Source organism: Halomonas sp. AOP30-A1-24 (assembly GCF_052378165.1).
GTDB classification, from domain to species: domain Bacteria; phylum Pseudomonadota; class Gammaproteobacteria; order Pseudomonadales; family Halomonadaceae; genus Vreelandella; species Vreelandella citrativorans.
Genome location: NZ_JBQSXL010000016.1, coordinates 1 through 25,349 on the forward strand (window position 1 = coordinate 1; position 25,349 = coordinate 25,349).

The window sequence follows — 25,349 nt, forward strand, 5'->3', positions numbered from 1 at the left end:
CTAGCAGGTAGTAGCCCAGGCCGAATAGGGCGCCAGCGCTGCCCAACTGCTGCTGGTAGTTTTTAAGTGCTCGGCTGAGGATATTGGGAATAGCCACCGCAAACGCTGCTGCTATACCCATCATCGGTAACAGGAATAGCAAGGAAGATTGCAGGATGTAGACACCTAGGGCGCTGGCCGCCGCTAGTTGACAGGCTCGGACGATAAGTTGGTGAGGGCTCCCGCCATTCTTGAGTAGCGTCTTGTTAGCATAGCTGCCAATTAGGCTGCCGGTTGCCAGCGCTAACCCGCTGTAACCGAACGCCTGCGCGCTCAGTCCAAGCCTATCAAATAGGAATGGGCCCTGTAGATAATAGCCAAACAGCAGTACGTTAAAGCAGGCCACCAGAATGACATCGCGCCATAGCGCAGCGTCTTTCACCATCTGTTTTCCTAGCGTGACTAGGTCAACAGGCACCTGTACCTGACGGGTTTCTGGCAGTATTTTAGCGGTGATGGCAAGCAATAGAAGTGCCAGCACAAGCAGTGCGCTGAACACTGCCTGATGACCACCAAAGCTGACCAACTGCCCGCCAGCAAACAGACCGACCACCGGACTAAGGGCGATACCCATTCCCATGTAAGAGAAAATCTGCGCCAGTTTCGCTCCCTGCCAACGGTCACGCAAGATTGTCTGGCAGACCACAGAGCCGGTCGCCGCGCCAAAGGCGCTTAGCGCTCGGGCTAGCAGTAGCCAATGAAAATCTGGAGCGTAGATAGCAATGCCGGAACCGAGTGCGTAGCACCCCAGCCCAAGCAGCATTGCCGAACGACGACCTAGCTTGTCCGCCATCATGCCCCAGAACACTACGCCGAAGGCGAACACTAAAAAATAGCAGGAGAGGGTCAGACCCGCAGTGGAGGCTGATACGCCGAAAAAGCTCGCCATCGACGGTAGTGCAGGGCTGTAGATAGTCTCGACCACCTGGGGGAACATCATCAGTGCCAGGATCAAAAAAAGTAGCGGGTTCATCGTAACGATTCCATGTCTCTTGAAATGTGGTGCTAGCTTACTTAGTCTTGTGTTGTTCAAATAACGTTATTCAAACCAAATATGTCGAAAATAAGACAGTGGCACTGATCAACCAGCAGCAGTCTTTTGACCCGGACTTGGTAGTAGGCAACGTGGTGGGCATTGCCGCCGAGGTCGGTCGTCATGATTCAGGTATGCACAGTCACGCCAAAGGGCAGCTGTTGTATGCCCCACGTGGGTGTATGCGCATTGTGCTGGATGGTCAGCGATGCGTGCTGCCGCCAACTCGGGCGGCGTGGATCCCTGCTGGGGTTAAGCATCAGGCGATGATGACCAATGTGGTGTCATATCGCTCCGTCTACTTCAGCCTCGAGGTGTCTCAGTTACTTGGCCAGGAGGTGAAAGTGGTCGTGGTGAATGAGCTTTTGCGCGCACTGATCGAACGTATGGCCTGGTGGCCTTGGGATATAACGGATGTTAATACGCACAACACGCTGGCATTGTTTATAGAAGAGATGCAGCAGGCTGAGCGTGAGTCACTGCAACTGACGCTACCGTTGCACCCGCGTTTGAAGGCACTGGTTGAATGCTGGAGCCCTGAGGGGGAATTACCCCCAGCTCTGATCCCGCTTGCAGGACAGTTCGGTGCTAGTGCTAAGACGGTTAGCCGGATTTTTTGCCGTGAAACCGGAATGAGCTACCAGGCCTGGCGCCAGCAATGGCGTCTGCTTGCAGCTATCGAACTGTTATCAATGCAACGTCAGGTTAACGATGTGGCCTACCTGTTGGGGTTCTCTTCGGACAGCGCCTTTATTCATTTCTTCCGTCAGCACACAGGGATGACTCCACTGAAGTATATGCACGGGCAGTGGGAGGCTGAGCCTGGCAGGTCCACTGTCGACATTGCTTGAAGAACCTCTCGTGCCATGTCGACGTTTGAGTCTTTGAATCATCGCAAAGATCGACCCGGCTAGCTCAATCTCTATTCAGTGCCATCGAGGAAGTACAGGAATAGGCAGCGTGATGGTTTTGTTAATTTTTTCCTTGTTTATCCTCCTTTAGCCGAGTTTTTGTACTAAACCTAGAGCCGGGAAGAAAAAAGCGTGATAGCCTCAGCTTAATCGATTAAGTTAGGATTTTTTCAATTGAATCTCGTCAAATTTACTCCTCTTAGGCCAACGCTGCATTTTACGCCGCCTACTGGCTGGATGAATGACCCCAACGGGCTTGTATATTTCGAAAGAGAGTATCATCTCTTTTATCAATACCATCCCCACGACCCGGTATGGGGGCCTATGCACTGGGGGCATGCGGTAAGCACCGATCTTTGCCGCTGGGAACATTTGCCTATTGCGCTTGCACCAGATGAGCAGGGGGCATGCTTCTCAGGTAGTGCGGTGGTGGATGAGCACGATGTAACAGGGCTATTTGGTGGTAAACCGGGGCTGTTGGTGTTTTACACCTGCCATAAAGTGCTCTCCAGTGACTCAGAGGATTATGAGCAGTCTCAGTGCGTAGCCTACAGCTGTGACCGAGGGCGTACTTGGCAGCGTTTTGCACATAATCCAATCTTGCCACCGCCAGGATTTAAAGACTTTCGTGACCCAAAAGTATTCTGGCATGCCGCTACCCAGCGTTGGGTAATGGCGCTGGCTTGTGGGCAGGAAATTCATTTTTACACCTCGGAAAACCTATTGGACTGGCAGTTTGCCAGTGCGTTTGGCGAGGGCCACGGTGCGCATACTCAGCACCCTTGGGAGTGCCCTGATTTGTTCGAGCTGCCAGTGGAAGGCGCTAGAAATGGGCAGCTATCTAGCCGCTGGGTATTAATCGTTGGCATTGGGGCTACGCCAGATAATGCCTTTGGCTCGTTTACGCAATATTTTGTGGGGGAATTCGACGGGCAGTGTTTTATTAACGATCATTCGCCCCATGACGTCATGATGATGGACGAAGGGCGCGACTTCTACGCCGTGCAAAGCTGGTCGAATACCCCGGGGCGTCGTTTAGCCGTGGCTTGGCTCAATAATTGGCAGTATGCCAATCATGCGCCCGAAGCAGGTTGGCGAGGAATGATGAGTCTACCTAGAGAGCTCACCCTGCGCGCGACATCGAGAGGCATTCAGCTTTGTCAGCGTATCGCCAGCGAGTGCCATGAAGCGTTAACGGCTTATCCGCAAACCATTGCGCCGCAGGAGTGGCTAGGTGTTGGCCAGCATGTGCTCTTGGCCTCTCAGCAAGCGATAGGGCGTGGGGTGCTTACGTTTACCTTGATGCCAGGCAGCCGAGTGGCGCTGTCACTTCAACAGGGCGATCATCAGTGGCTTATTCTTGAAGCGGGAGACGAGGACGTTGCACTGCGCTATACGCGACAAGGTGTGAATGGACAAGCTGCTTTCGATAACCATTTTGCCTGTGATCATGCGGCGGGTAGCATTGATGGATTAACCGTCACGGTAGAGTGGTGGTGCGACCATGGCTCGTTGGAGATTCTGGTTAACGGTGATACGCAGCAACGAGCGATCACTCAGGTTAGCTTTATAAGTCAAATTAAAGGCTCGCTTGATGTGAAAGTTTTGGAAGGCAGCGCAAGGTTACTAGAAGGCAATGTGGTATCGAGGAAAGAAGCGGTAGCGCAAGAAAAAAATGCGGTCACTTCTTGTACTTATTAGCGTGTTAGTGGGATGTAGCGTATAAGCTGGAGACATGGTTAAGGGCGTGCTGTTGCACGCCCTTTTTGCTACAGGCGTTACGTATTTCTTAGCGCTTCAATATCACTATGAGTCGGCAGTGCGGCGTAGGCGCCTGGGCGTGTCACTGCGTGAGCACCACAGCGGCAGGCAATATCCACCGCGCGGGTTAGAAAGGCACTGTCCTGGTACCAGTTCTCATCAATGCCGTGCCGTGAAAGCTCAGCCAGCAGGCCGCCAATAAATGCATCACCGCCAGCCGTGGTGTCAACCGCGGTTACCTGGGGCGGTGTGATGGTGTGGTCAAGGCCAACGCCTTTCAGCACCACCTTGTTAGGGCCGTCGGTGATTAAAATTACTTTTACCCCGGCGGCTAGTCGCTGAGATAGCCACGCTTCCTGAGAGTGGCCGCCACGAAGATAATCAAGCTCCTCCAGTGAGACTTTAACGAGCTCGGCGCTATCCAATAGCTCGGTTACCAGCCAAAGGTCGGCTGACCCTTCGGTCCACAGATTGTGGCGGAGGTTGGCATCCACGCTGACTAAACAGCTCGCGCGCTTTGCCATAGCGGCAATCGCTAAGGTGGTATCGGCAATCTCAGGGTCAGTCAAACTGTTGCTGCATAAGTGAACAATCGCCGGTTGTTCAAACACGCCGTGGGGCAGGTGCTCTAGGCGATAAAGCAGGTCGGCCGCCGGTGGGCGATAAAAATCAAACGTGCGCTCGCCGCTGCTGTCCCGGGAAACAAACGCCAGCGCAGTGCGTGCTTCTTTTGTCAGCAGCACTCCCTGGGTATCTACACCATGACTTTTTAGTTCACGAATAAGGAAGTGGCCAAACGTATCGTCGCCTACCATGCCTAAAAACTGGCTGGGCACGTTAAGTTGGGCACAGGCAACGGCGACATTAGCAGGCGCGCCACCTGCGTAAGGTGTGAAGGTTTCCTGCCCAGTGTCATCGCCTAAGCGGCTGGATAACATATCAACCAAGGCTTCACCGAAAGCAATCACCGGCGTCATAAGTCATTCCTTGTCATTATTAATATTGATAAAGGGGTTACGCGACACAGTGGCCTCGCGCGGCCTCTAATAGCGCGTACCAGGTCTCTCTTGGAAGCGTCTCAGGCCCGTTTAGCATTTCAGCAATACGCTCTGGCTTTACGCTGCCCACAACGGGGACCGGGCGATTAGGCAGTGTACGCAGCCAGGCTAGTGCTAGTGCATTAGGGGTGCTGTTTTGCTCGCGGGCAAAGTGGTTAAGAGCGTTACCCACGTCGCCTTGCATTAGTGTGCCGCCCGCTAGCGGTGACCATGCCATCGGCGCATGACCGTCGGCACATAGATCATCAAAGCTGCCATCAAACAGTGGGGCGGTATGGTTAATGGAAAGCTCGATCTGGTTGGCACGTAAAGGGTGGTGCATGGCGTTTTGTAGCCTGCGCCACTGACTTGGCAAATGATTGGAAATGCCCGCCGCGCCAATTTTGCCTGCCATAATCGCTTCATCCAGTACCCGGCCAGTAGTGACGGCATCCATTAGTAGATCAGGGCGGTGAATCAAAAAATGATCTAGCCGCTCAACACCCAGGCGGTTCAGGGCATTGTCAATGGCATGGCTTAGGTAATCGGGGCTAGCATTGTAGTGCTTCACCTTGTTAGAGCTGCGGGCTGGGTTGTCGTTGGCAATGCTAGCCTTGGTCACCACGTGAAGCCGCTTGGCTAGCGAGGGGCGGGCGCGCAGCGCTTGACCAAACAGCATCTCGCAATCACTGTTTCCGTAAATGTCAGCATGGTCGAACCAGTGCAAACCCTGCTCAATACGTGCTTCGATCCAGTCGGCAAGGTGATTCGTTTGGTGCATCTCTGGTGCTTCATGCAGGCGCATCATGCCGAGAACAAAGGGCACGTCGAAGGTGTGAGCAGGCATGGGCATTCCTAATAAGTTAAAAGACTTCTTCGTTGTGCAGCGCTTCGGCGGCGCCCAGCAGCCCCACCCATGGGTGGGTAACAACCCATACGGGGATATCGGCGTTATAGGCGCCCATACGGCCCTTATTCACAAAACTGTCACGTAACTCGGACTTTGGTAGCCACTCCAACAGGCGCGGTAAAATACCGCCGCAGAGGTACACGCCACCTCTGGCGCCCATGGTCAGGGTCGCATCGCCGCATACATCGCCAAGAATTTTTAAAAAGCGCAATAGGGTAGTGGTAGCAATGGGATCACCCTGGTTAGCAGCTTGGGTAACCTCTGCTGGCGTTGTGTAGCTAGGTGTTTGTTCGTTCAGTGCACAATGTGCCTGATACAGTTCCAGAAGGCCTTGGCCGCATAAAATGCGCTCGACGCTAACGCGGTTGTGGTGTTGTAAAAATACGTCAAGCAGCGCACGTTCGGTGCTATCCGTCGGGGCGAACGTCACATGGCCGCCTTCGGTGGGCAGCGGTATCCATGCATGCTGACCGGAGAAAACACCCGCAACGCCTAGCCCTGTACCGGGGCCAATCACCAAGCGGGCGGAATGGGACTGAGCCACACCTGCTTGTACTTGCACTAAGTTGCCAGTGTCCACATGGGGCACACCCAGCGCCTGAGCGGTAAAGTCGTTAATCACTTTGAACAGCGACAGGTTCAGCGTCTGCTGAACATCACTTTTCATAAAGTCCCAGTGATTATTGGTCATTTTGATCCGCTCGGCGTGAACGGGGCAGGCGAAGGCTAAGCAAGCTTCTTGAGGCGCGTTGTCACCCGTCGCGCCGACACGTTCCAGGTAGTCCTTAACCGCTTCCACTACACCTGGGTAGTCGGCGCAGGGCAGGTTCACAATGTCGTGAGGCGCTACCTCGCCTGGCGTGACCAGCGCCAAGCGTGCATTAGTGCCACCAATATCACCAATTAATGCCGATCGCATCAGGCATCCTCTTGAAGAATCTGGTCTTGTTGGCGAGCAAGGTCGTCGGCTTCGAAGCCGCCCAGCGAGCCAGCGCCTTCTTCACCACGCATGGCCAAGTGGCGGAAGCCGCTAAACAGTTCACGGCCCAGGCCAACGTGATAGTGGTCCAAGTTAGCCTCTACGTGCTCGCGATCTGTCCAGGTAGCGGTGTCAACTTTCGCTTCCAGCGTACCTGCATTGGCGTCCAGGCGTACAATATCGCCGTCCCGTAGTTTTGCCAGCGGGCCGCCATCCAGCGCTTCAGGGCTGATGTGAATCGCTGCTGGCACTTTGCCAGAAGCACCAGACATGCGGCCATCAGTTACCAGCGCAACCTTGAAACCGCGATCTTGCAGCACGCCTAAGAACGGTGTCAGTTTGTGCAGCTCTGGCATGCCGTTGGCTTTCGGGCCTTGGAAGCGTACGACCACAATCACATCGCGATCCAGAGCACCAGATTCGAAGGCCGCCTTCATCTCGTTTTGGTCTTCGAAAATCTTTACGGGTGCTTCTACTTCACGGTGCTCCTCAGCAACCGCCGAGACTTTAATCACACCACGGCCTAGATTGCCTTTCATTACGGTCAGGCCGCCGGTAGCGGCGAAAGGGGTGGCCACTGGGCGTAAGACGTCTTCATCCAGGCTTTTCTCAGGGCCTTCACGCCATACTACTTTGCCATCTTCCAGAAATGGTTCTTGGGTGTAGGCAGTGAGATCAGTACCGAATACGGTGGGAATATCCCCGTGCAGTAGGCCTGCACCCAGCAGCTCGCGGAACAGGTAGCTCATACCGCCCGCTGCCTGAAAATGGTTAATGTCCGCTTGGCCGTTGGGATAGACCTGCATCAAGCTAGGGGTGACCGCTGACAGATCAGTGAAGTCGTCCCAGTTTAGGGTGATGCCTGCGGCAGCAGCCATGGCAATCAGGTGCATCGTGTGGTTGGTCGAGCCGCCAGAAGCGAGTAAGCCCACCACCGCGTTGACAATTGCGCGCTCGTCGATCTGTTTATAGAACGGGCGGTAGTCGCCGCCGGGTGCAGTGTTACGAATCGCTTGTTCCGTGGCGTAACGGGTGAGTGCTTCACGCATCTCAGTGCCTGGATTTACAAACGAGGTACCCGGTAGGTGAAGCCCCATTACTTCCATCATCAGCTGGTTAGAGTTAGCCGTGCCGTAGAACGTGCAGGTGCCAGGGCTATGGTAAGAATCGGACTCCGCTTGCAGTAGCTCTTCTCGGCCAACTTTGCCTTCAGCGTACAGCTGACGAATGCGCGCTTTCTCTTTGTTTGGTAAACCGCTGGGCATCGGGCCCGCCGGTACGAACATCGCAGGCAGGTGGCCAAAGCGTGCGGCGGCGATAAACAGACCAGGGATAATTTTGTCGCACACCCCCAGATAAAGGGCAGCATCGAACATGTTATGAGAAAGCCCTACAGCCGCGGCCATGGCGATGACATCGCGGGAAAACAGCGAAAGCTCCATGCCTGGCTGCCCTTGGGTAACACCATCGCACATGGCAGGAACGCCACCGGCAAACTGGGCGGTTGAGCCCATGGCATTAGCGGCTGCTTTAATCGTTTCAGGGAAGGTTTCAAACGGCTGGTGGGCCGAGAGCATATCGTTGTAGGAGGAGATAATTCCCAGGTTGGCGCTGTTCATCAGCTTTAAGGCATCTTTCTCCTGGGCGCTACAGGCGGCAAAACCGTGGGCTAGGTTGCCGCAAGAGAGCTCCGCGCGATGCACGCCACGGCTGTGCTGATCGGCCATGCGGCGCTCATAAAGTTCGCGCCGTTCGGCAGAGCGCTCACGAATGCGTTGGGTAACATCAGCAACAGTTGAGTTGAGGGTGGCGGGGGTTGGGCTCGGCATATAGACCTCTGCACGGTAGTAACGGCAAGTTTGGATTGTGGTTATCTTACATATTTTATACTCATTTTAAGATACTTTGCGGCAATAAAAGCTAATTTTGTAGTTTTATTACTCTATTTTTGTGTTGTTGAGCATTGGGCGACACCCAGCGCCAGCAGAAGAGCCTGCTGGTGCTGGGCGGATAGGCTGGTTATTTCTCTACCTCATCGCTTTGTATACTAAATAGCATGGCATAAAGGGTGGGAACTGCCACTAGCGTTAGCAACGATGCGAATGCAAGGCCGCCCATAATTGTGACCGCCATATTGTTGAAAAAAGCATCTACAAGCAGTGGCAGCATACCTAGGATGGTGGTTCCGGCAGCTAGGAAAACTGGGCGTAGTCGGCTAACACTGGCATCTAACAGAGCTGTAAAACGTGCTTTGCCTTCGTGAATTTGTCCATCTATTTCATCCACCAAGACGATGGCATTTTTCATTAACATGCCGGATAGGCTGAGCATGCCCAGAAGAGCGGTGAAAGAGAAAGGCAGGCCCGATATCAACAAGCCAATTACCACGCCACATACCGACATTGGCACTACCAACCAGACGATAAGCGGCTGTTTCAGTTTGCCGAAAAGCAGTATTGAGATCAGTAGCATAACCAGTAGGCTAATAGGTAGCTGTTGGGCTAGTCCTGCCTGAGCGTCGCCAGAATCTTCGTGCTCTCCGCCCCACTCTAAGCGATAGCCTGGCGGTAGAGGAATCGACTCGATCTCTTGGCGAATGGCATCAAAGGCTTGCGCTGCGGTATAACCCTCAGCGGGGTCGGCGCCGACCGTTAATGTACGTACGCGATTGCGTCGCTGTATTAACGACTCTTCGCTTTGCAGTTCAAACTCGCTAACCACTTGGCTTAGCGGGATAAATCGCTGCTGGGCGCCGCTCCAGACATGGCGGTCTTGAAGGAGTGCCACATCGTCACGCTCCATCGCGGGAGGGCGAGCGACAATCGGCAGTAAATACTCACCTTCACGGTAGGTGCCCGCCCGCACGCCTGATGAAGCAAACTGCAGTGTGCGGGTGATATCCTCGCGGCTGACCCCGGCAATGCGTGCCCGCTCTTCGTTAATGTGCGGTGCAACCACCAACTCCTGCTGGCGCCAATTATTACGTGGGTCAATAAGATAGGGGTTGGCATCTATGCGTCGCTCTGCCTCGGCTGCCAGTTCGCGCAATACCGTAGGTGAAGGCCCTTGAAAACGGGCTTCTATATCGGCGCCATCCCCTGGGCCAAACTGTAGCCGTTGGGTGCGAATCTGTGCACTAGGAAAGGCTTCATTGAGTTCCCGATAGAACTGACGGTCAAGCGCTGGAATAACGTCCAGATCTTCAGTTGTCATGTTTAGCGCAAGCTCCGTCACCCTCGTGTAAAAAACCTCTACAAATTTGCTAGTTTTAAAACAAGCTGTACTCGCATTGTTGAGTCTTCCTTGACGGGTTGTGATCAGCACGCGTGCTATGACTACTGGGAACATGGCGATTAAGCAACTAAGCGAGTAGCGCCTTTATCTTATGCGATGGCATGCATTTTCTTATATCCATCCAAGGCTTTGAAGAACTCAGTAGCGGTGATGCCTAAGGCCAATGTGTGCTTGGGCTCAGGTAGCGAATAAATCATTGGTCTGTTAGCGACAAGCACGTCATTGTGCATGGACTCACGACGACTAGATGAATTGTTTTAGCATTGGCAGCCCCTGCCTGAGAGGTTTCTCCATGAAAGCACCCCAGTTAGAGATAAGCCAGCCCCCCTTGGCGTGCCACTCAGGAGAACTGACTATTCCCAGCGTAGCCGTTGTCTTGGTGAGAGGGGGGCTAGAGCATAAGAGTGAGGAGGAATCACCCAAGGGCGCTGGCAGAGGCTAGCTGCCTGGGCGCATTACTTCATGAAAGGCATTGCCAGGGTTTTCCTGAATGACGTTTTTCTACATAACAACGCTTCGAGCAGCAAGCCATTTCGCTTTGCAGCCAGTCTTCAGTGCCCAAGCGAGAACAATGATAAATCAATCACTACAATAAGGAGATACATCGTATGGGCTTATTAAATAAACGGGCCTCGTCGACGTACGACGACAACGACATGCAGACGGATTATGTTGTAGGGCAGGACAATATCCAGGGAAGTATGGGACCCATCGGTTTTGACATTCATAACCGCGTCTTTGTCCTGTCCGCACTCGCCTCGTTGATTTTCATTGTGTTGACCCTGATGTTCCCGGCGCAGGCAGGGAAGCTGTTCCAATCTATCGTTGGCTTCTCGACGCGCACGCTGGACTGGTACTTCATGATTCTGGTGGATTTTTTCATTGTCTTCTGTCTGGCGCTGATCGTGCTTCCCCATGGCAAAGTGAGGCTAGGCGGCCCGGATGCTCGGCCGGAACACAGCTACCTGTCGTGGTTCGCTTTGTTGTTCACGGCGGGTATCGGGATCGCCTTGCTGTTCTTCAGCGTGCTGGAACCGGTTTATCATGCAAATGTGTCTTCGCCCTTAGGCACTCCTTCGCCCTTCGGTGCCGACGGTGCGCTAAATATGGCCGCGGTTGACGAAGCCTCGGCCATGGGGCTGGCGGGGACGTTTCTACACTGGGGGCTGCACGGCTGGGCCGTATACGCGGTGATGGCGCTTGCTCTGGCGATCTTTAGTTATAACAAGAAACTGCCGTTTTCTATTCGCTCGATCTTCTTTCCTATCCTGGGGGATCGCGTATGGGGCTGGTGGGGGCACTGGATCGATATCCTGGCGGTGTTTTCCACCTTGTTCGGCTTGGCCACGGCACTGGGCCTGGGCGCGCAGCAGGCCAACGCGGGACTGAATTTTGTTTTCGGTATGGCCATCAATACCACGACACAGGTCATCATCATTGCACTTGTCACTGCGGTGGCGCTGGTATCGGTGTGGCGCGGCCTGGAAGGGGGCGTAAAGCGACTCTCCGAGATCAACATGATCGCGGCCGTGATGTTCTTCTTCTTTGTGCTGTTCGCTGGCCCGACCTTGATGGCGATCAGCGGCATGTGGACGGGAATCACCCATTATGTGACGGAACTCATTCCGCTCTCGGCGCCCTTTGGACGTGAAGATGACGCCTATCGTCAAGACTGGTCGGTGTTTTACTGGGCGTGGTGGGTCAGCTGGGCGCCTTTTGTCGGCATGTTTGTCGCGCGCGTGTCCAAGGGGCGTACGGTGCGTGAATTTCTGCTCTGCGTGCTGATCGTGCCAAGCCTTTTTATCTTTATCTGGATGGGGGTATTCGGCAGCATTGCACTGGATCAGCTTTATACCAATCCCGCCGCCAGTCTGGTCAAGGAGTACGTGATCGATAGCTACCGTCCCGAACTAGCCCTATTCGGCATGCTCAATGAGCTACCGCTGACGGGTTTGATGTCGAGCCTGGGGATCATTCTGGCGCTCACCTTCTTCGTGACGTCATCGGATTCCGGCTCTCTGGTGATCGATACCATCACCGCCGGCGGCAAGATCGAAGCGCCTCGGCCTCAGCGTATGTTCTGGGCAACGGTAGAGGGGTTGATTGCCATCGTGTTATTGATCGGTGGTGGGTTGTCGGCGCTTCAAGCGGGTGTCACGGCGACGGCTATCCCATTTTCCATCTTGATGCTGCTGATGTGCTACTGCATCATCCGGGCGCTGAACGGCGAGCTGCGCCGCATGCGCAACGGAAAGTGACGTGTTGACCCCTTTGCCGGACGCTACGTCCGGCAAAGAGAAGTTTTACTGCCCCACACGAAAGAAAAACGCCTGTACCCAACAGGTACGGGCGTCCGCGTTGCTTGTGTAATCCCCCCCGAAAATCCGATTCAGCTCAGATGAGGTGAATCGCCATGAGCTTACTCGCCGCGGGGGTAGCGCTGGGCTTCTTCGACTTCGTTCAGATCCATGTGGTTACGCATGTAACGCTCGCAAGCATCCTGCAGCGGCTGATAGTCCCACGGATAGTAGTGGCCATTACGCAGGGCTTCGTAGACGATCAGACGCTGTGCCTGGGAGGCGCGCACGTCGGCATCGAAGGCTTTCATGTCCCACTGCTTGTGTACCTTGGCCTGATAGTCGGCTACCACCTCGGCGTAGTCGGGATGCACCGCCAGATTGTACTGCTCCAGCGGGTCGGCCTCCAAGTCGAATAGCTGCGGTGGGTCAATCTCGCAATAGTTGAATTTCCACTTGCCCTCGCGGATGGTCACAATTGGAGAATAACTGGCCTCGGCGGCGTATTCCATGTACACCGGCGCGTCGCGCTTCTCGCCTCTGGTCAAGGGGAGCAGCGACTGGCCATCGGTATAGGGCGCGATCGAGGAAAGGTCGATGCCGACCAGGTCGGCAATGGTGGTATTGATATCGATGATCGATACCGGATCCTCAACGTTGCGCGGTTCGATCCCCGGTGCAGACAGCATCAGCGGTACCCGCGACGAGCCTTCATAGGGACTCATCTTGAACCACAGGCCCTTTTCGCCAAGCATATCGCCGTGATCAGCACAGACCACGATAATCGTGTTGTCGAGCATGCGGGTGCGTTCGAGCACGTCTAGAATGCCGCCGATCTTATCGTCGACATAGGAGATGTTGGCGAAATAGCCCTGGCGAGCGTTGCGCACGTCCTGGGGCTGGATATTGAACTTGGTGTAATCGTTGGCTTCGAAAATTCGCTGGGAGTGCGGATCCAGCTCATCGAAGGGTATGGGCCCTTGCTGGGGCTCAAGATACTCGCAGTCGTTATATAAATCCCAGTATTGGCGACGTGCTACATAGGGGTCGTGCGGGTGAGTGAAACTGACGCACAGCGCCCAAGGCCGCTCGTCGTGACCGCGCGACAGGTCATATAGCCGCTGCTCGGCGTGAAACGCGACTTCGTCGTCGTATTCCATCTGATTGGAAATTTCAGCAACGCCAGCGCCTGTCACCGACCCCAGGTTGTGGTACCACCAGTCGATACGTTCCTCGGGCTTGGTGTAGTCAGGTGTCCAGCCGAAATCAGCCGGGTAGACATCGGTGGTTAAGCGTTTCTCGAAACCGTGGAGCTGATCTGGGCCGACGAAGTGCATCTTTCCCGACAAGCAGGTGGAATAACCTGCGCGACGCAAATGATGCGCCCATGTCGGCACGCTTGAAGGAAATTCCGCTGCGTTGTCATATACCCCGGTGCGGCTCGGCAACTGGCTCGACATGAAGGCGGCCCGCCCCGGTGCGCAAAGATAGCTAGGTGTATAGGCATTGTTGAAATTGACCGAGCGTTTGGCCAGTTTCTTGAGGTTAGGCGCATGCAAGAAATCGGCGGGGCCATCCTTGAACAGTGTACCGTTGAGTTGGTCGGCCATTAACACCAGTACATTAGGTCTAGCCATATAGAAATCTCCCTGGCGAGTATTGTTGATATTCGAAGCTGCCAATAGGCGCGACTTCAATCCCTTACAATGACGTGCCAGGAAGTAGTAAACCAATGATTTATTTGCCCCCTAAGCCCAAACTCACATTGGCCTTAGGTATAAACAACGATTTAGTGGATAGTGTCTGTTACCGCCATTAGGATTAACACTCGGTCTTGCGGTGGATATTAACGTTTGAGGCGCCATCAACTTGGTTCTACTGTGCCCTATATTAATGCTACTGCTGTGTGATAATCATACGGCCTACCTGCCGGTTGGAGGCTGAGCGCTATGTGTTTCCATCGTTTTTAAGGTGAAGGTAGAGTGGGTCGAACTCGCCAGCTTGCTGCAGCTTGTCCCAGTCCGGTATGGTCATCCGGCTTCTTTCGGTGATGATCAAGCCATCTGCGCGTAGTGCCTGAAAAACGCGGTTTACGTGGACGGGCGTCATCCCTGTCGCATCTGCTATTTCTGCTTGGGTCGTTGGCATATAGAACGTGTTCCCCTCAGTCAAGCCTACTGTCTTTAGGCGCACCATGAGTTCGCAGATAATATGCGCGATACGGGAGTAAGCCTCGCGTTGTCCAATATTTAACAGCCATTCACGGAAAATAGAGGCGTAGACAAGTGTCTCGCGCCAAAAGGCAGCAACAAGCCTGGGATAGCGCTCACAGAGTTGGTGCAGATCTTTATGCTGAATGAAGCCGAGCTTGCAGGGGCTGATAGAGGCAATATTAATATCTATTACTCTCAAGTGAAGGCTTTGCAGGTCGGGTATGTCGCCAGGAACATGCAGGGCCATGATCTGGCGTTTGCCTTCAATGGATACTTTATTGACGCAGGTAAAGCCCTCAACCATCAAGCAGCACTGGTTTGGCTGATCGCCCACTTTAACAATGTCTTGATTGCTCTTGATTTCTTTTGTGTGGATCGGTAGCCCCATCAGTGCCTGCTTCTCTTCACTGGTAAGCGCAAAAATATTTTCTAATTTGCGGATCATGATGTGATTGGGCGAGAAGGGCGCTGTGGTCATGTTTGGCTCCGAGGTTTGCAGAAATAATGAAGCCTGATGCAACATTTTCTGCGCACTATGTGGTTTGGTAATGCCAGTCTCCAGCATGCTCCACGTGAGGTGAAATAGCCAGGTTACGCGATTTATCGTATTGGATTTTATTTATTTGGAAGGAGGCTTTAAAAAAAATTAAAGTTCTGTGGCAGGTATTTTCATCAGTGACGCTAGGCTGGTGTGTTGGCCCTGCAGCAAATCGGCCAGTGTATATTGATCCAGAACGCCCAAAAAGGCGTCTAGTGCATCGTTAAGGATAGGCTTTAAGCGGCATGCGGGGGTAATGACGCAGGCGCTATCGTCTCGAAAGCACTCGACGAGCGCCATTTCCTGCTCGGTATCTCTCACCAGCGCCCCTAATCGAATGTGTTCGGGCGCCCGGTTTAGCCAAAGCCCGCCATACTTGCCACGGATGGCTTTGAGGTACTCTTTTTGATGTAGTTCCTGGACAATTTTCATCAAGTGATTGCGCGAGATCGAGAATGTCTCGGCAATTTCCGTGATTGTTGCGCGCTCTTCTCCCTTGGCTGCCAGGTAAATCAAAACGCGAATAGAGTAATCCGTGAAGCGGGTTAGGTGCATGGTTTGCCAAGTGTGGACCAAACACCGCATTGTACGGGGTTTAAAAAGGATGGGGAATATTCGGCTAGGGGCCGTGATAATAGAAGGAAGGTGTTTATGATAGAAAATGAGCGCTATTAATCATTTTTGCTCATCGTTAATGTCGTTAACATGGGGCAGAGTAATTGCCTGGTAGCCTGTATAGCATGGGTGGGGTGAATGGGGTGTTGTTAAAAAAGCGGATCAGGGAGGTCATATGAACTACGAAATAGTGCTTAAGCGCGTCTATTCAGCGTTTGAAGACGACGAGGGAGCACGCGTCCTGGTTGACCGTTTATGGCCACGTGGAAAAGAGCGTGCTTCGCTGGCGCTAACGGAGTGGTATCGCGATGCCGCGCCTTCATCATCTCTAAGGCGTGACTACCACCAGGACAAGATTAGTGAGGCTTCCTTTCAGACCCGCTACCGTTTGGAATTAAAGGAGTCTGATGAGGCGTTACTACCGCTGATGCGTTATGCCAGGCAAGGTAAGCTGACGTTATTAACGGCTTCACGCCAACTGGACCATTCACATTTGCCCATTCTGCGTGAAGCGGTGCTGGACGCGCTGGATATAGAAGACCGAGCAGACCAAGAGTTAGCGTCCTCACCGTGTTACTTAAATAGCACTTCTCAGGATAGTGAGTAGCGAGGGATGTTATCACTAGGCTGGCTATCGGTCGTGATTAACGCGTTGTTTGTTCGTCAATAAAGTGCTGCATAATCGCCAGAGTTTCATTGCTGACATGATGCTCCATGCCTTCAGCATCAATGCGTGCGGTATGATCATTAACGCCCAGCGCGCGTAAAAAATGTAGCACTATATCGTGCCGTGCCCGGGATGTTTCTGCCATTTTTTGGCCTTCCGCTGTTAGAAACAGGGAGCGGTAAGGCTTACTGGTGACCAGTCCCAGCTCATTTAAGCGGCGGATCATCTTGGATACGGTCGCTTGACTCACCCCCATGCGGCTGGCGATGTCGGCGGCGCGCGCTTCTCCCCGATGGCGAATCAGGTCGCCGATCAGTTCAACGTAATCTTCGATTAGCTCGGTTTCATGCGCATTGCGCACGGTTTCATATTGCCGTGTGTGCTCTTCAATGGGCGGCAATGCGTCATTGCAGTAACCTTTACTCATACATTTGGCGTTATGGGGAAGCGGCTGATCGTTATCACTCATTGGCAGACTATATCGAGGTGGATGGAAAACTCTAATGGATCATGGTAGCGCATATTGTAGAATAATTGTTAGCCAAGGCTAAACTATTTGCACAATGCTTTTTTGTTGAGCTAAAGTTGTAATTAGCGCAAACCAAATTTACAACGGGGGACGTCCATGAGCCAACGAAAAACATGCTTGATGATAAGTTTGTTGCTTGCGACGGCGGGCAGTGTTACGACGGCCGGTGCCCAGACGCTATCGCCGCCGATTAATGTTGTGGCGACGTTTACGGTATTGGGCGATTTGGTGGCCCGCGTGGCAGGAGACGACGCCAACGTATCAGTGCTGAGCCCTGTTAATGCAGAGGTGCACGAGTGGGAATTAACGCCCAATAATTTTGCCGCTCTGGAAGAAGCCGATATTGTTTTTTATAACGGCTATCAACTGGAGCAGTGGATGCGCCAGGTGGAAGCGACTACCCAAGACGATGTGTCCTTGGTCGCCGTTGCCGAAGCGTCTGAATACCCCACTCAGCATATTATGATTGGCGATATGCAGGGCGATGTCGACCCACATTTGTGGACAGACCCGCGTGCGGCAATGGCCTATGTTCATGTGATAGCGAGTGAGTTAGAAGGCCTTCTGCCAGAGCAGGCAGAGGATATTCAGGCGCGTGCCGATAACGTCGTGGCAGAACTTCAAGACCTTCACTTGGAGCTTCAACAGACGCTAAGCGATATTCCGGAAGAGCGTCGTGTTTTGCTCTCAAGCGAAGCAGCATTTTTGTATTTCTCTGATACTTATGGCTTTGAACATGACGGTATCTGGGGAAATAACGCCGAAACGGAAGGCTCGCCGCAGCAGTTAATGCGCGTCATCGACTTGATTAACGCACGCCAGCCTGCAGCGCTTTTTTGGGAAAGCACAACGTCGGATCGTTACGTTAGTAGCCTTTCCAGAGATACGGGGATTCCCACCGCGGGCCCTTTATACGTGGATTCGTTAAGCGAGCCAGAGGGCGAGGCGGGAGACTATTTTGCCATGTTGAGGCATAACGCCGATATGCTGCGCCAGTATTTAGCCGTTGAGTAGTGCACCATGACAACCAGTTTACCGAGCACGATGGCCGCCATTGAAATAACCGGGCTGTACGCTGCTTATCAGCGCCAAACCGTGCTGGAAGATATACACCTCACATTTCCCGCTGGGAAATGGACGGCCATTGTCGGGCCTAACGGTGCGGGTAAATCGACACTTTTTCATGTGTTGACCGGCAGCATGAAGCCGCTGCAAGGCAGCGTAAAAGCCTTTGACGAGCCCATAGCAAAGCATCGTCGGGCGGGGCGTATCGCGTATATGGCTCAGCGTGAGGCGATTGAGTGGGATTTTCCTGTCTCGGTATGGGACACCGTTATGGGTGGGCGCTACGGACACATGCGCAGCGATGCGTTATGGCGCCGCTTATTGCCAGCGCGCTGGCATCACGCTCGACATAGCGAAGCGGTGCATGATGCTTTGGTGGCAGTCAATATGCTCGACCTGGCTGACCGACCTATTGGCGCGCTTTCCGGTGGTCAGAAAAAACGTGTGTTGCTAGCACGCGCGCTAGCGCAGCAGGCCAGCATTTTGTTGTTGGATGAGCCACTGGCTGGCGTTGACCCGCCCAGCGAGAAGCTCATCTTGTCGGTACTTCGTCGCGAGCGTGAAGCGGGTAAAACCGTGATTATGGTCACACATGATATGCCCGGTGCTCGCCGCTATGTGGACCACGTCGTGCTGATTAATCGCTTTGTGCGGGGTACCGGTACGCCTGAAGAGATGCTAAGCGAAACAAAACTGGCCGAACTTGCAGTGAGTTCAATTGAGCAAACGGCCAATGATCGCCAAACGATGCCAGTGGCTTCCAATAGTTCTGGGCAGGGGTAAGTTACGTGGTTGACAGCATATTAATGATTGAAACGTTTAGCGATGCACTGGTAAACGGCTTAATCGCAGCGTTAATGGTGGTAGTTAACCTGCTACCTGACAGCGTTTCTGACGCCTTTCAGTATGCATTTATGCAACGAGCGCTACTGACCTCGGTGCTGGTAGGCGCTATTTGTGGGATGCTTTCCTGTTATGTCGTGCTAAAGCGCTGGTCGCTGCTGGGGGATGCGATCTCTCACGCTGTGCTGCCGGGGGTAGCCATTGCGTATTTGCTTGGCTGGCCCTTCTTTGTAGGGGCGTTTATTACCGGGGCGCTGACCTCGGTAGGCATCGGGGCGATTGAAAGGAACACACGAATTAAAGCAGATGCCGCGATGGGGCTGATGTTTACCGCCTCCTTCGCCCTTGGTGTGGTCATTATCAGTAAATTGGCTTCCAGTACCCATCTGATGCACATTCTGTTTGGCAATGTACTGGGTGTTAAACACTCAGCATTAATGCTGACCTTTGTTGCCAGCATCATTGCCATTTTAACGGTATGGCTCGCTTATCGGCCCTTGTTGCTCTATGCCTTCGACCCTCAGCAGGCACAAGCATTGGGCTTTAATACGCAGATTATTCACTATGGCCTCATTCTTTTGCTGACGCTGACGATTGTTGCAAGCCTTGAGACTGTCGGCATCATATTGGTTGTTGCCATGTTGATCACGCCAGGTGCGACAGCACATCTGCTGACAGACCGCTTCACGATAATGCTGTTGATTTCAGTATCCATTGGCATATTGTCTGCGGTTATCGGGCTTTGGCTTTCGGTAGTATTTAACGTGGCATCGGGTGGCTCAATCGTACTGGTGGCTTTCGCTTTCTTTGTTTTAGCGCTGCTCTTTTCGCCCAAGCAGGGTATCGTGCCGCGCCAGTGGCGTCATTGGAAGATGGGATAACGGCTCGTTTACGAACAGAGCACCCGAGTCCGCCATGAGTTGGCTAAAAAGCAGTACGGCCAGTGACGCCATTAGCGGGGCTCGCAAACGTACAGAGATGCCTCTATATGCCAAAACATTAGCAACAGCAGAGAAATAACTGATGGATGCTTTTTGTAAGCGCGCTATCTGCTAAAATTTGCACCCTTCGATATTAGGCTGTGTACGAAATGGTGGCTCTTGAGTGAGCCATTCGGCATTCGCTTGTTTTTCGTACACGTCCTAATCACCTTGTCATCGGTCTGGAAATCTTCATGAATGCAGTTATTCTTGCCGTGCTTGTCATGGTAGTGCTGTCTCTTGTGCGTGTCTCAGTTGTTTTTGCATTGGTTGTAGGTGCGCTAGTGGGTGGCCTGGTGGGTGGGCTTACGCTTGACCAAACGTTAGAGGCCTTCAACAACGGCGTTGGCGGGGGAGCGCAAGTAGCGCTGGCCTATGCAACGCTCGGTGCGTTTGCGGTTGCCATCTCGCGTTCTGGCTTGCCCGATATGCTGGCGAACCGATTGATTGCCATGCTGGGCAAGGAGGCAACGGCCGCGCGTCAGGCTCGTGTGAAAACGCTGCTGCTCACCGCCATATTGTTAGTGGCTATTGCATCGCAAAACGTGATTCCGGTGCATATCGCGTTTATTCCGGTGCTGATTCCTCCACTGCTTACCCTTATGAATCGTCTGAAGTTGGATCGTCGAGCGGTAGCCTGTGCATTAACGTTCGGCCTAACCGCGCCTTACATGTTATTGCCCGTTGGATTCGGCGCAATTTTCTTGAACGATATTTTGTTGGCTAACTTAAACAGCGCCGGTACGCCATTTGGCTTGGAGATTACGCGTGGCATGGTGCCGATGGCGATGGCCATTCCTGTTGGGGGTATGGCCATTGGCTTATTAGTGGCGCTGTTCTTTAGCTACCGCGGTAATCGCGAATATGCGGATAAAGAGTTGGCGGCGGCTCCTTATCAGCAGGATTCTACACCGGCTGAGCCTCACCTCTTGGGGTTGGTAATGTCTGGTGTTGCCATTGTGGCAGCGCTTGGCTTGCAGCTTTATAGCGGGTCGATGATTTTGGGTGGCCTGGTCGGGATTGGCTTGCTCTCCTTGGGCGGCATTTTTAAGTGGCGTGAAGCTGACGACCTGTTTACCAGCGGCATGCGGATGATGGCGCTGATCGGTTTTATCATGATCTCTGCGTCAGGTTTTGCCGAAGTGATGAAATCCACGGGTGAGATCGATACGTTAGTGACGGGGGCTTTTGATATCTTTGGTGATAACCGAGGTGTCGCAGCGTTAGTGATGTTGCTGGTAGGGCTTTTTATTACCCTGGGCATTGGATCATCATTCTCGACGATTCCGATTATTGCCGCGATCTTTGTACCCTTGGCGATACAGTTTGGCTTTTCCCCTATGGCAACGGTGGCGCTGGTGGGTACGGCGGCGGCATTGGGTGATGCCGGTTCACCAGCATCTGACTCGACGTTAGGGCCAACCTCAGGCCTAAACGTGGACGGGCAGCACGACCACATTTGGGATAGCGTTGTACCGACATTTTTGCATTACAACCTGCCATTAATCGCCTTTGGTTGGCTGGCGGCCATGACGCTTTAATAGTGTTATAGGGCAGCACTCAAAACGGTAGTAGCAGTCACAACAAGGGCAGCCAATGGCTGCCCTTGTTGGTTTTAGCGCTTATGGCTGCTTCGGGAAGTGAGCTTCAAAGGCGCTTAATAACCCGCGCAACAGAGAAAGCTCTTTTCGGCTTGGCTGGGCGCGTGCAAAGAGCGCCTGAAGCTGCTCTTCGGTGCGCGCATGCGGCTGGGTAAGAAAACCACTTTGCTGCATCAAGCGGCCCAAGTGGTCCTGGAAATGCACAAACTGCTCGCGGCTGGGTGGGGTGGCGTCAAGAGGGCGCTGGTAAGTGAAGTCGTTACCAGCGCGTTTTCGCCAAGCGCGGTGGGTTTCGTAGGCGAGGATCTGCACGGCTTGAGAAAGGTTTAAAATACCGTATTCAGGGTTGGCCGGTATGCTGACTTGATGCGTGCAGCAGCGAATCTCGCCATTGGTTAGGCCCGAACGCTCACGGCCAAAAACGAGTGCGACGGGGGCATTGGCCGCGTTTAAAATAACCTGTTCGGCCATTTCATCCGGCTCATCAAAGTGGGGAAGTGGCAGGCTGCGTAATCTGGCGCTTGCGCCAATCACTTGCACGCAATCCTGCACCGCTTCTTCAAGGCTAGTAACCATGCGGGCGTTTTCCAGCACATCCGTCGCGCCCGCTGCCAATCGGGTGGCCTCTTCATCAGGGAAGCTTCGTGGGTTAACCAGTACCAGGTTGGTTAGTCCCATGGTTTTCATGGCGCGAGCGGCGGCGCCTATGTTGCCAGGATGAAAGGTTTGCACGAGTACAATGCGAATATTGGAAAGCACGGTAATGATGACCTAAAAGCTGCCTAATAAAGGCGCTGATGGTAGCACGCTTTAACGCCGGGTACGCGTGGGCATTACGCAGGCGTTAAACAGCAAGAACCCCGCAAAGGCGGGGTTCTTGGTGACGCTAGGCGTCAGAGCGGTAGGCTCAGGGGTGCATGTCGGGTAGCAGCAGTGCATTACTGCACCGCCGCCCCCTAAGAACCGTACGTGCGAGTTTCCCCGCATACGGCTCAAGCCTTTATAAGCCCGCAGTGAAACAAGCCGGCGACTGTTTTCTCAGTCGTCACCGTTCATCATCTCATCACAGTGATGGCAGCAATCGCTGGCATGGTCAGGGTTTTCAACGGTGGCCTTGACTGCATCGGTCATCTCTTTACGAGAGTCAAACGCCTCAAGTTCACCTCTTGAAAACTGAGTATTACCAAGCTTATAAGCTTCCTCGACGTTTTCACCAGTTTGGTACACGATGCTTTCGCAGAATTCACATCTTTCTAGAACTCCAGCTTGTATCGCTATCTCAGTGGCAACGTTCAATTTATGCTCTTCTTGCTCCATCCACCTTTTAGTGATGCTCATTTCCATGCCCCTTAGCATAAGAAAAATTAATGCTAGCAGTGGCAATGGTCATTGTCGATCACTTGTTTCATGATGATGTTGCCGATGGCAATTGGGATGCAACAGTACCAAATTGCTCAGCTCGTCACCGCCACCTTTATGCCGCTCCACCACATGGTGAACATTCCAACCCGTTTCCCAGGTGATAATACTACGGCACATCGGGCAGCGTTTACCTTGCCGAGTCCAGAGCGTTTGCAGTTTCTTACGACCTTTCGTCGACGCCTTCCAAGAACGCTCCAGCTTGTCCTCGAAATACTGCTCGTCTCTAGGGTCATAAGGGTTTGCTTCTGCCCTGATCTTAGTATGTCGCACAATCGGGATGTCCTTACTGCTCAACAACCGTACTGGCTTGCCAGGCAATAAGGTGCTTTGGAAAACCCAGTTCTCGTTTTTGACTGAGTGAAAATACTTCCTTTTCACCCAGCGTTTTTGACGATTACCGTGACGCCGACAGCTCCAGCGCCACAAGAGTTTCCAAATACGGTAGTCAACATAGCCAAAAGTCTCCTTAGCCACCACGTGACGATGATAGTTGGCCCATCCGAGTAGTACTGGATTAAGCTGCTTTATCAATATGTCTTGTCGTGACGTACGGTTCACTTTGACGATGTCCTTGATTTTTCTCAGGTGTCTTTGCAGGTTCTTACGGCTAGGCTTAATCAACAGCTTACCGTTGTACTTCCGCAGGTTCTGCCCAAGAAAGTCAAAGCCTTCTGTAATGTGCGTCACCACTGTCTTACTAGCTGACAACGCTAACCCACGCTCTGCCATGAAGGCAGAAACGATAGGCAACACATCATTTTCCAACAGCTCTTTCGAGATGCCAGTAATGATGAAGTCATCGGCGTAACGCACATAATTAACCTTGGTCTTGTAGCTCGCTTTAGTGTTTTTCCTCCCAAAATGGGATTCCAGAACCTTTTCAAGCCCATCAAGCGCCAAGTTTGCTAATACCGGAGAGATGATCCCGCCCTGGGGCGTTCCTGCCTCTGTCGGATACAGTTGTTGAGACTCCATGAATCCCGCTTTCAGCCATTTTTTGAGCACTTGCGTGTCCATCGGGACATTAGCCAGCAGCCAATCGTGACTGATATTGTCAAAGCACCCCTTGATATCGCCTTCCAGCACCCATTGAGCAGAGTACTTACGACTCAAATTGACAAAGCATTGCTCTATCGCATCGGCCGTTGAGCGCCAGGGACGAAATCCATAGCTATTGCGGTCAGCTACCGTTTCTGAAACTGGTTCGAGCGCCAGCAAATGTAATGCTTGCATGGCTCGATCCCGCATCGTAGGTATCCCTAATGGGCGGCGTGAGCCGTCCGATTTTGGAATATAGACACGACGTAATGGGGCAGGGCGATAGCCCTTCCTTTTCAGCCTGCCTAACGCTAACCACTTGGCTTGTGGAGTGCTCCACAATTCACCATCAACGCCAGGCGTTTTCTTGCCCTGGTTTTCAGTGACACGTCTAACGGCCGATGCTCTGGCCCCAAACGAGTGGGTAAGTAGTCGTTGCAAGGCTTTCACCTTACGCCAACGTTTTTCCCGAGTCGCCTTCGCGATCCGCACTTGTAGCCCTCTCACCTGTCTGTTGACGGCAGACCAATTTATGGTGTGCCAACCTTCAGGCGGGTGGGAGAACGCAGGTACTTGATTAAAAACAGTACTCATCTTGCTGTCCTCCGAATGCCAATAAAACGACCTCGGAGAACAGATACATTGATCCCTAGCGGGAGTGTATGTGCTCCCGCAAGGGTGAGATAGGATCGCTAGCTTGCCGCGCCTACCTTTATCGTAATATCAGCATGATTGAGCGCTTTAGAGCGCTATCACACGATTAAAGACCAGTTGGAAGTGGGCCCCGTTTCCGGTAGAGGAACGTTTAACCTCTTATCCATCCCATTACAGGATGGCATTCGCTTTCTCCAACCTCCTAATCCCGCACTATTAACAGCTCGCCTCACGGCTTGCCTGCCTGGAAGGCAATAATACGGGGTTTCCGAGTTCCATATCCTGGACACGGATCACTTAGACCCTGCCAATACACCGAAGGTCTGTTGGTAACGTATCCCCAGATGTAAAAGGGATAGCCGACCTTGTACCTTTTGGTCAAAGCGTGTCAGTAGCTTACGCTTCTTGCGGCTGACGGTGCTTTTTAGCAGTTCACTTACGTTGGTCATATGATCCAGCCTAGCCTCTCACCTGCCTGCTACTAGCGGGATCTCCAATGGACCTCGCGGTCACATCAAACCCCGAAGGGGAGTACATTGTCAGGACGCTTGGCACCTCACCGTTACCGGTGACGCACTGCCCCTAGGCTACTGCTGGTTACACAGCAGGTTCCTCTTACATCGCTCCAGCTACATACTGGTTAGACATATGGAACCATCCAGAATACAGCTTCGCACCGGATAGGTAGCTAAGCCTATTAATAGACACGAGTATTCCCGCTACATCACATTTTCCAAAAATGAAAATGTTTCAGCGTGTACGAATATCGCCGAGGCGAAAGGTACGAGCAGACTCATACCAGAAAGGGGTATTTACCCTAAGGTAATACCCGATATCCGGACTGAGTCAGCCCGAACATCGGGTTTATTAAAAATACTTCTTTCGCGGTTGTGGTCACTAACGTAATGTTAGTGACCACTTCT

At 53.0% G+C, this 25,349-nt stretch carries 21 protein-coding genes; 8 read left to right on the forward strand and 13 right to left on the reverse strand.

Annotated features, from left to right (window positions below):
• Positions 1-1,012, reverse strand: a 1,012-nt coding sequence (locus ACT3TJ_RS10450; protein ID WP_444624382.1) for an MFS transporter, incomplete at its 3' end; no start/stop codon positions are given.
• A 98-nt stretch (positions 1,013-1,110) separates the two neighbouring features.
• On the opposite strand from ACT3TJ_RS10450, the gene ACT3TJ_RS10455 reads away from it, so the two are divergent.
• Complete coding sequence (locus ACT3TJ_RS10455; RefSeq protein ID WP_444622038.1) at positions 1,111-1,923, forward strand: AraC family transcriptional regulator; 813 nt, start codon at positions 1,111-1,113, stop codon at positions 1,921-1,923.
• Between the two features lie 234 nt (positions 1,924-2,157).
• Positions 2,158-3,684, forward strand: a complete 1,527-nt coding sequence (locus tag ACT3TJ_RS10460; RefSeq protein ID WP_444622037.1) for a glycoside hydrolase family 32 protein — start codon at positions 2,158-2,160, stop codon at positions 3,682-3,684.
• A gap of 77 nt (positions 3,685-3,761) precedes the next feature.
• Here ACT3TJ_RS10460 and ACT3TJ_RS10465 read toward each other — a convergent pair whose 3' ends face one another.
• From ACT3TJ_RS10465 to ACT3TJ_RS10485, 5 genes are all read right to left on the reverse strand, one after another.
• A complete protein-coding gene (locus ACT3TJ_RS10465) occupies positions 3,762-4,721 on the reverse strand; it encodes a carbohydrate kinase family protein (protein ID WP_444622036.1) in 960 nt (319 codons plus the stop codon).
• A 37-nt stretch (positions 4,722-4,758) separates the two neighbouring features.
• Positions 4,759-5,628 (reverse strand): aldo/keto reductase, encoded by an 870-nt coding sequence (locus ACT3TJ_RS10470; protein WP_444622035.1) that lies wholly within the window; start codon positions 5,626-5,628, stop codon positions 4,759-4,761.
• Between the two features lie 16 nt (positions 5,629-5,644).
• Positions 5,645-6,610 carry a glucokinase gene (glk, locus tag ACT3TJ_RS10475; RefSeq protein WP_444622034.1) on the reverse strand — a complete coding sequence of 322 codons (966 nt, stop codon included), beginning with the start codon at positions 6,608-6,610 and terminating at the stop codon, positions 5,645-5,647.
• Positions 6,610-8,499 carry a phosphogluconate dehydratase gene (edd, locus tag ACT3TJ_RS10480; RefSeq protein ID WP_444665722.1) on the reverse strand — a complete coding sequence of 630 codons (1,890 nt, stop codon included), beginning with the start codon at positions 8,497-8,499 and terminating at the stop codon, positions 6,610-6,612. The genes glk and edd overlap by 1 nt, the downstream gene beginning before the upstream one ends.
• Positions 8,500-8,689: 190 nt before the next feature.
• Positions 8,690-9,883, reverse strand: coding sequence for an efflux RND transporter permease subunit (locus ACT3TJ_RS10485; protein WP_444622032.1), 1,194 nt, complete (start codon positions 9,881-9,883; stop codon positions 8,690-8,692).
• A gap of 689 nt (positions 9,884-10,572) precedes the next feature.
• On the opposite strand from ACT3TJ_RS10485, the gene ACT3TJ_RS10490 reads away from it, so the two are divergent.
• Positions 10,573-12,222: a BCCT family transporter gene (locus ACT3TJ_RS10490; RefSeq protein ID WP_444622031.1), complete on the forward strand. Its 1,650-nt coding sequence runs from the start codon at positions 10,573-10,575 to the stop codon at positions 12,220-12,222.
• 161 nt (positions 12,223-12,383) lie between these two features.
• On the opposite strand, the gene betC is transcribed toward ACT3TJ_RS10490, so the two are convergent.
• From betC to ACT3TJ_RS10505, 3 genes are all read right to left on the reverse strand, one after another.
• Positions 12,384-13,898, reverse strand: coding sequence for a choline-sulfatase (gene betC, locus ACT3TJ_RS10495; protein ID WP_444622030.1), 1,515 nt, complete (start codon positions 13,896-13,898; stop codon positions 12,384-12,386).
• Between the two features lie 310 nt (positions 13,899-14,208).
• Positions 14,209-14,952 carry a Crp/Fnr family transcriptional regulator gene (locus tag ACT3TJ_RS10500; protein WP_193054374.1) on the reverse strand — a complete coding sequence of 248 codons (744 nt, stop codon included), beginning with the start codon at positions 14,950-14,952 and terminating at the stop codon, positions 14,209-14,211.
• Between the two features lie 168 nt (positions 14,953-15,120).
• Complete coding sequence (locus ACT3TJ_RS10505; protein ID WP_444622029.1) at positions 15,121-15,567, reverse strand: Rrf2 family transcriptional regulator; 447 nt, start codon at positions 15,565-15,567, stop codon at positions 15,121-15,123.
• A 235-nt stretch (positions 15,568-15,802) separates the two neighbouring features.
• Between ACT3TJ_RS10505 and ACT3TJ_RS10510 the strand changes: the two genes are divergently transcribed.
• Complete coding sequence (locus ACT3TJ_RS10510) at positions 15,803-16,234, forward strand: DUF488 domain-containing protein (RefSeq protein WP_444622028.1); 432 nt, start codon at positions 15,803-15,805, stop codon at positions 16,232-16,234.
• A 37-nt stretch (positions 16,235-16,271) separates the two neighbouring features.
• On the opposite strand, the gene mntR is transcribed toward ACT3TJ_RS10510, so the two are convergent.
• Positions 16,272-16,763: a manganese-binding transcriptional regulator MntR gene (gene mntR / locus ACT3TJ_RS10515; protein WP_444622027.1), complete on the reverse strand. Its 492-nt coding sequence runs from the start codon at positions 16,761-16,763 to the stop codon at positions 16,272-16,274.
• A 156-nt stretch (positions 16,764-16,919) separates the two neighbouring features.
• On the opposite strand from mntR, the gene ACT3TJ_RS10520 reads away from it, so the two are divergent.
• The 4 genes from ACT3TJ_RS10520 to ACT3TJ_RS10535 all read left to right on the forward strand — a co-directional run bounded on the left by ACT3TJ_RS10520 (position 16,920) and on the right by ACT3TJ_RS10535 (position 21,252).
• The gene (locus tag ACT3TJ_RS10520; RefSeq protein WP_444622026.1) at positions 16,920-17,837 is read left to right on the forward strand and encodes a metal ABC transporter substrate-binding protein; all 918 of its coding nucleotides are present in this window, start codon (positions 16,920-16,922) and stop codon (positions 17,835-17,837) included.
• Between the two features lie 6 nt (positions 17,838-17,843).
• Positions 17,844-18,671, forward strand: a complete 828-nt coding sequence (locus ACT3TJ_RS10525; RefSeq protein ID WP_193054370.1) for a metal ABC transporter ATP-binding protein — start codon at positions 17,844-17,846, stop codon at positions 18,669-18,671.
• Positions 18,672-18,694: 23 nt separating this feature from the next.
• Entirely contained in the window at positions 18,695-19,612 is a 918-nt protein-coding gene (locus tag ACT3TJ_RS10530; RefSeq protein WP_172116766.1) for a metal ABC transporter permease, read from the forward strand.
• 293 nt (positions 19,613-19,905) lie between these two features.
• Positions 19,906-21,252 (forward strand): Na+/H+ antiporter family protein, encoded by a 1,347-nt coding sequence (locus ACT3TJ_RS10535; RefSeq protein ID WP_192526485.1) that lies wholly within the window; start codon positions 19,906-19,908, stop codon positions 21,250-21,252.
• 81 nt (positions 21,253-21,333) lie between these two features.
• Here ACT3TJ_RS10535 and ACT3TJ_RS10540 read toward each other — a convergent pair whose 3' ends face one another.
• The 3 genes from ACT3TJ_RS10540 to ltrA form a co-directional block, all read right to left on the reverse strand.
• Positions 21,334-22,071 (reverse strand): RNA methyltransferase, encoded by a 738-nt coding sequence (locus ACT3TJ_RS10540; RefSeq protein WP_444622025.1) that lies wholly within the window; start codon positions 22,069-22,071, stop codon positions 21,334-21,336.
• Positions 22,072-22,350: 279 nt separating this feature from the next.
• Positions 22,351-22,650 (reverse strand): hypothetical protein, encoded by a 300-nt coding sequence (locus tag ACT3TJ_RS10545; protein ID WP_444622024.1) that lies wholly within the window; start codon positions 22,648-22,650, stop codon positions 22,351-22,353.
• 48 nt (positions 22,651-22,698) lie between these two features.
• Positions 22,699-24,366, reverse strand: a complete 1,668-nt coding sequence (gene ltrA / locus ACT3TJ_RS10550; protein ID WP_444622023.1) for a group II intron reverse transcriptase/maturase — start codon at positions 24,364-24,366, stop codon at positions 22,699-22,701.
• Positions 24,367-25,349 lie beyond the last annotated feature (983 nt).

Bases quoted from the DNA above. Each gene is read 5' to 3' on its own strand.
- ACT3TJ_RS10465 (WP_444622036.1), bottom strand. From the start codon at position 4,721: ATGACGCCGGTGATTGCTTTCGGTGAAGCCTTGGTTGATATGTTATCC.
- ACT3TJ_RS10470 (WP_444622035.1), bottom strand. From the start codon at position 5,628: ATGCCTGCTCACACCTTCGACGTGCCCTTTGTTCTCGGCATGATGCGC.
- glk (WP_444622034.1), bottom strand. From the start codon at position 6,610: ATGCGATCGGCATTAATTGGTGATATTGGTGGCACTAATGCACGCTTG.
- edd (WP_444665722.1), bottom strand. From the start codon at position 8,499: ATGCCGAGCCCAACCCCCGCCACCCTCAACTCAACTGTTGCTGATGTT.
- ACT3TJ_RS10485 (WP_444622032.1), bottom strand. From the start codon at position 9,883: ATGACAACTGAAGATCTGGACGTTATTCCAGCGCTTGACCGTCAGTTC.
- ACT3TJ_RS10490 (WP_444622031.1), top strand. From the start codon at position 10,573: ATGGGCTTATTAAATAAACGGGCCTCGTCGACGTACGACGACAACGAC.
- betC (WP_444622030.1), bottom strand. From the start codon at position 13,898: ATGGCTAGACCTAATGTACTGGTGTTAATGGCCGACCAACTCAACGGT.
- ACT3TJ_RS10500 (WP_193054374.1), bottom strand. From the start codon at position 14,952: ATGACCACAGCGCCCTTCTCGCCCAATCACATCATGATCCGCAAATTA.
- ACT3TJ_RS10505 (WP_444622029.1), bottom strand. From the start codon at position 15,567: ATGCACCTAACCCGCTTCACGGATTACTCTATTCGCGTTTTGATTTAC.
- ACT3TJ_RS10510 (WP_444622028.1), top strand. From the start codon at position 15,803: ATGAACTACGAAATAGTGCTTAAGCGCGTCTATTCAGCGTTTGAAGAC.
- mntR (WP_444622027.1), bottom strand. From the start codon at position 16,763: ATGAGTGATAACGATCAGCCGCTTCCCCATAACGCCAAATGTATGAGT.
- ACT3TJ_RS10520 (WP_444622026.1), top strand. From the start codon at position 16,920: ATGAGCCAACGAAAAACATGCTTGATGATAAGTTTGTTGCTTGCGACG.
- ACT3TJ_RS10525 (WP_193054370.1), top strand. From the start codon at position 17,844: ATGACAACCAGTTTACCGAGCACGATGGCCGCCATTGAAATAACCGGG.
- ACT3TJ_RS10530 (WP_172116766.1), top strand. From the start codon at position 18,695: ATGATTGAAACGTTTAGCGATGCACTGGTAAACGGCTTAATCGCAGCG.
- ACT3TJ_RS10535 (WP_192526485.1), top strand. From the start codon at position 19,906: ATGAATGCAGTTATTCTTGCCGTGCTTGTCATGGTAGTGCTGTCTCTT.
- ACT3TJ_RS10545 (WP_444622024.1), bottom strand. From the start codon at position 22,650: ATGAGCATCACTAAAAGGTGGATGGAGCAAGAAGAGCATAAATTGAAC.
- ltrA (WP_444622023.1), bottom strand. From the start codon at position 24,366: ATGAGTACTGTTTTTAATCAAGTACCTGCGTTCTCCCACCCGCCTGAA.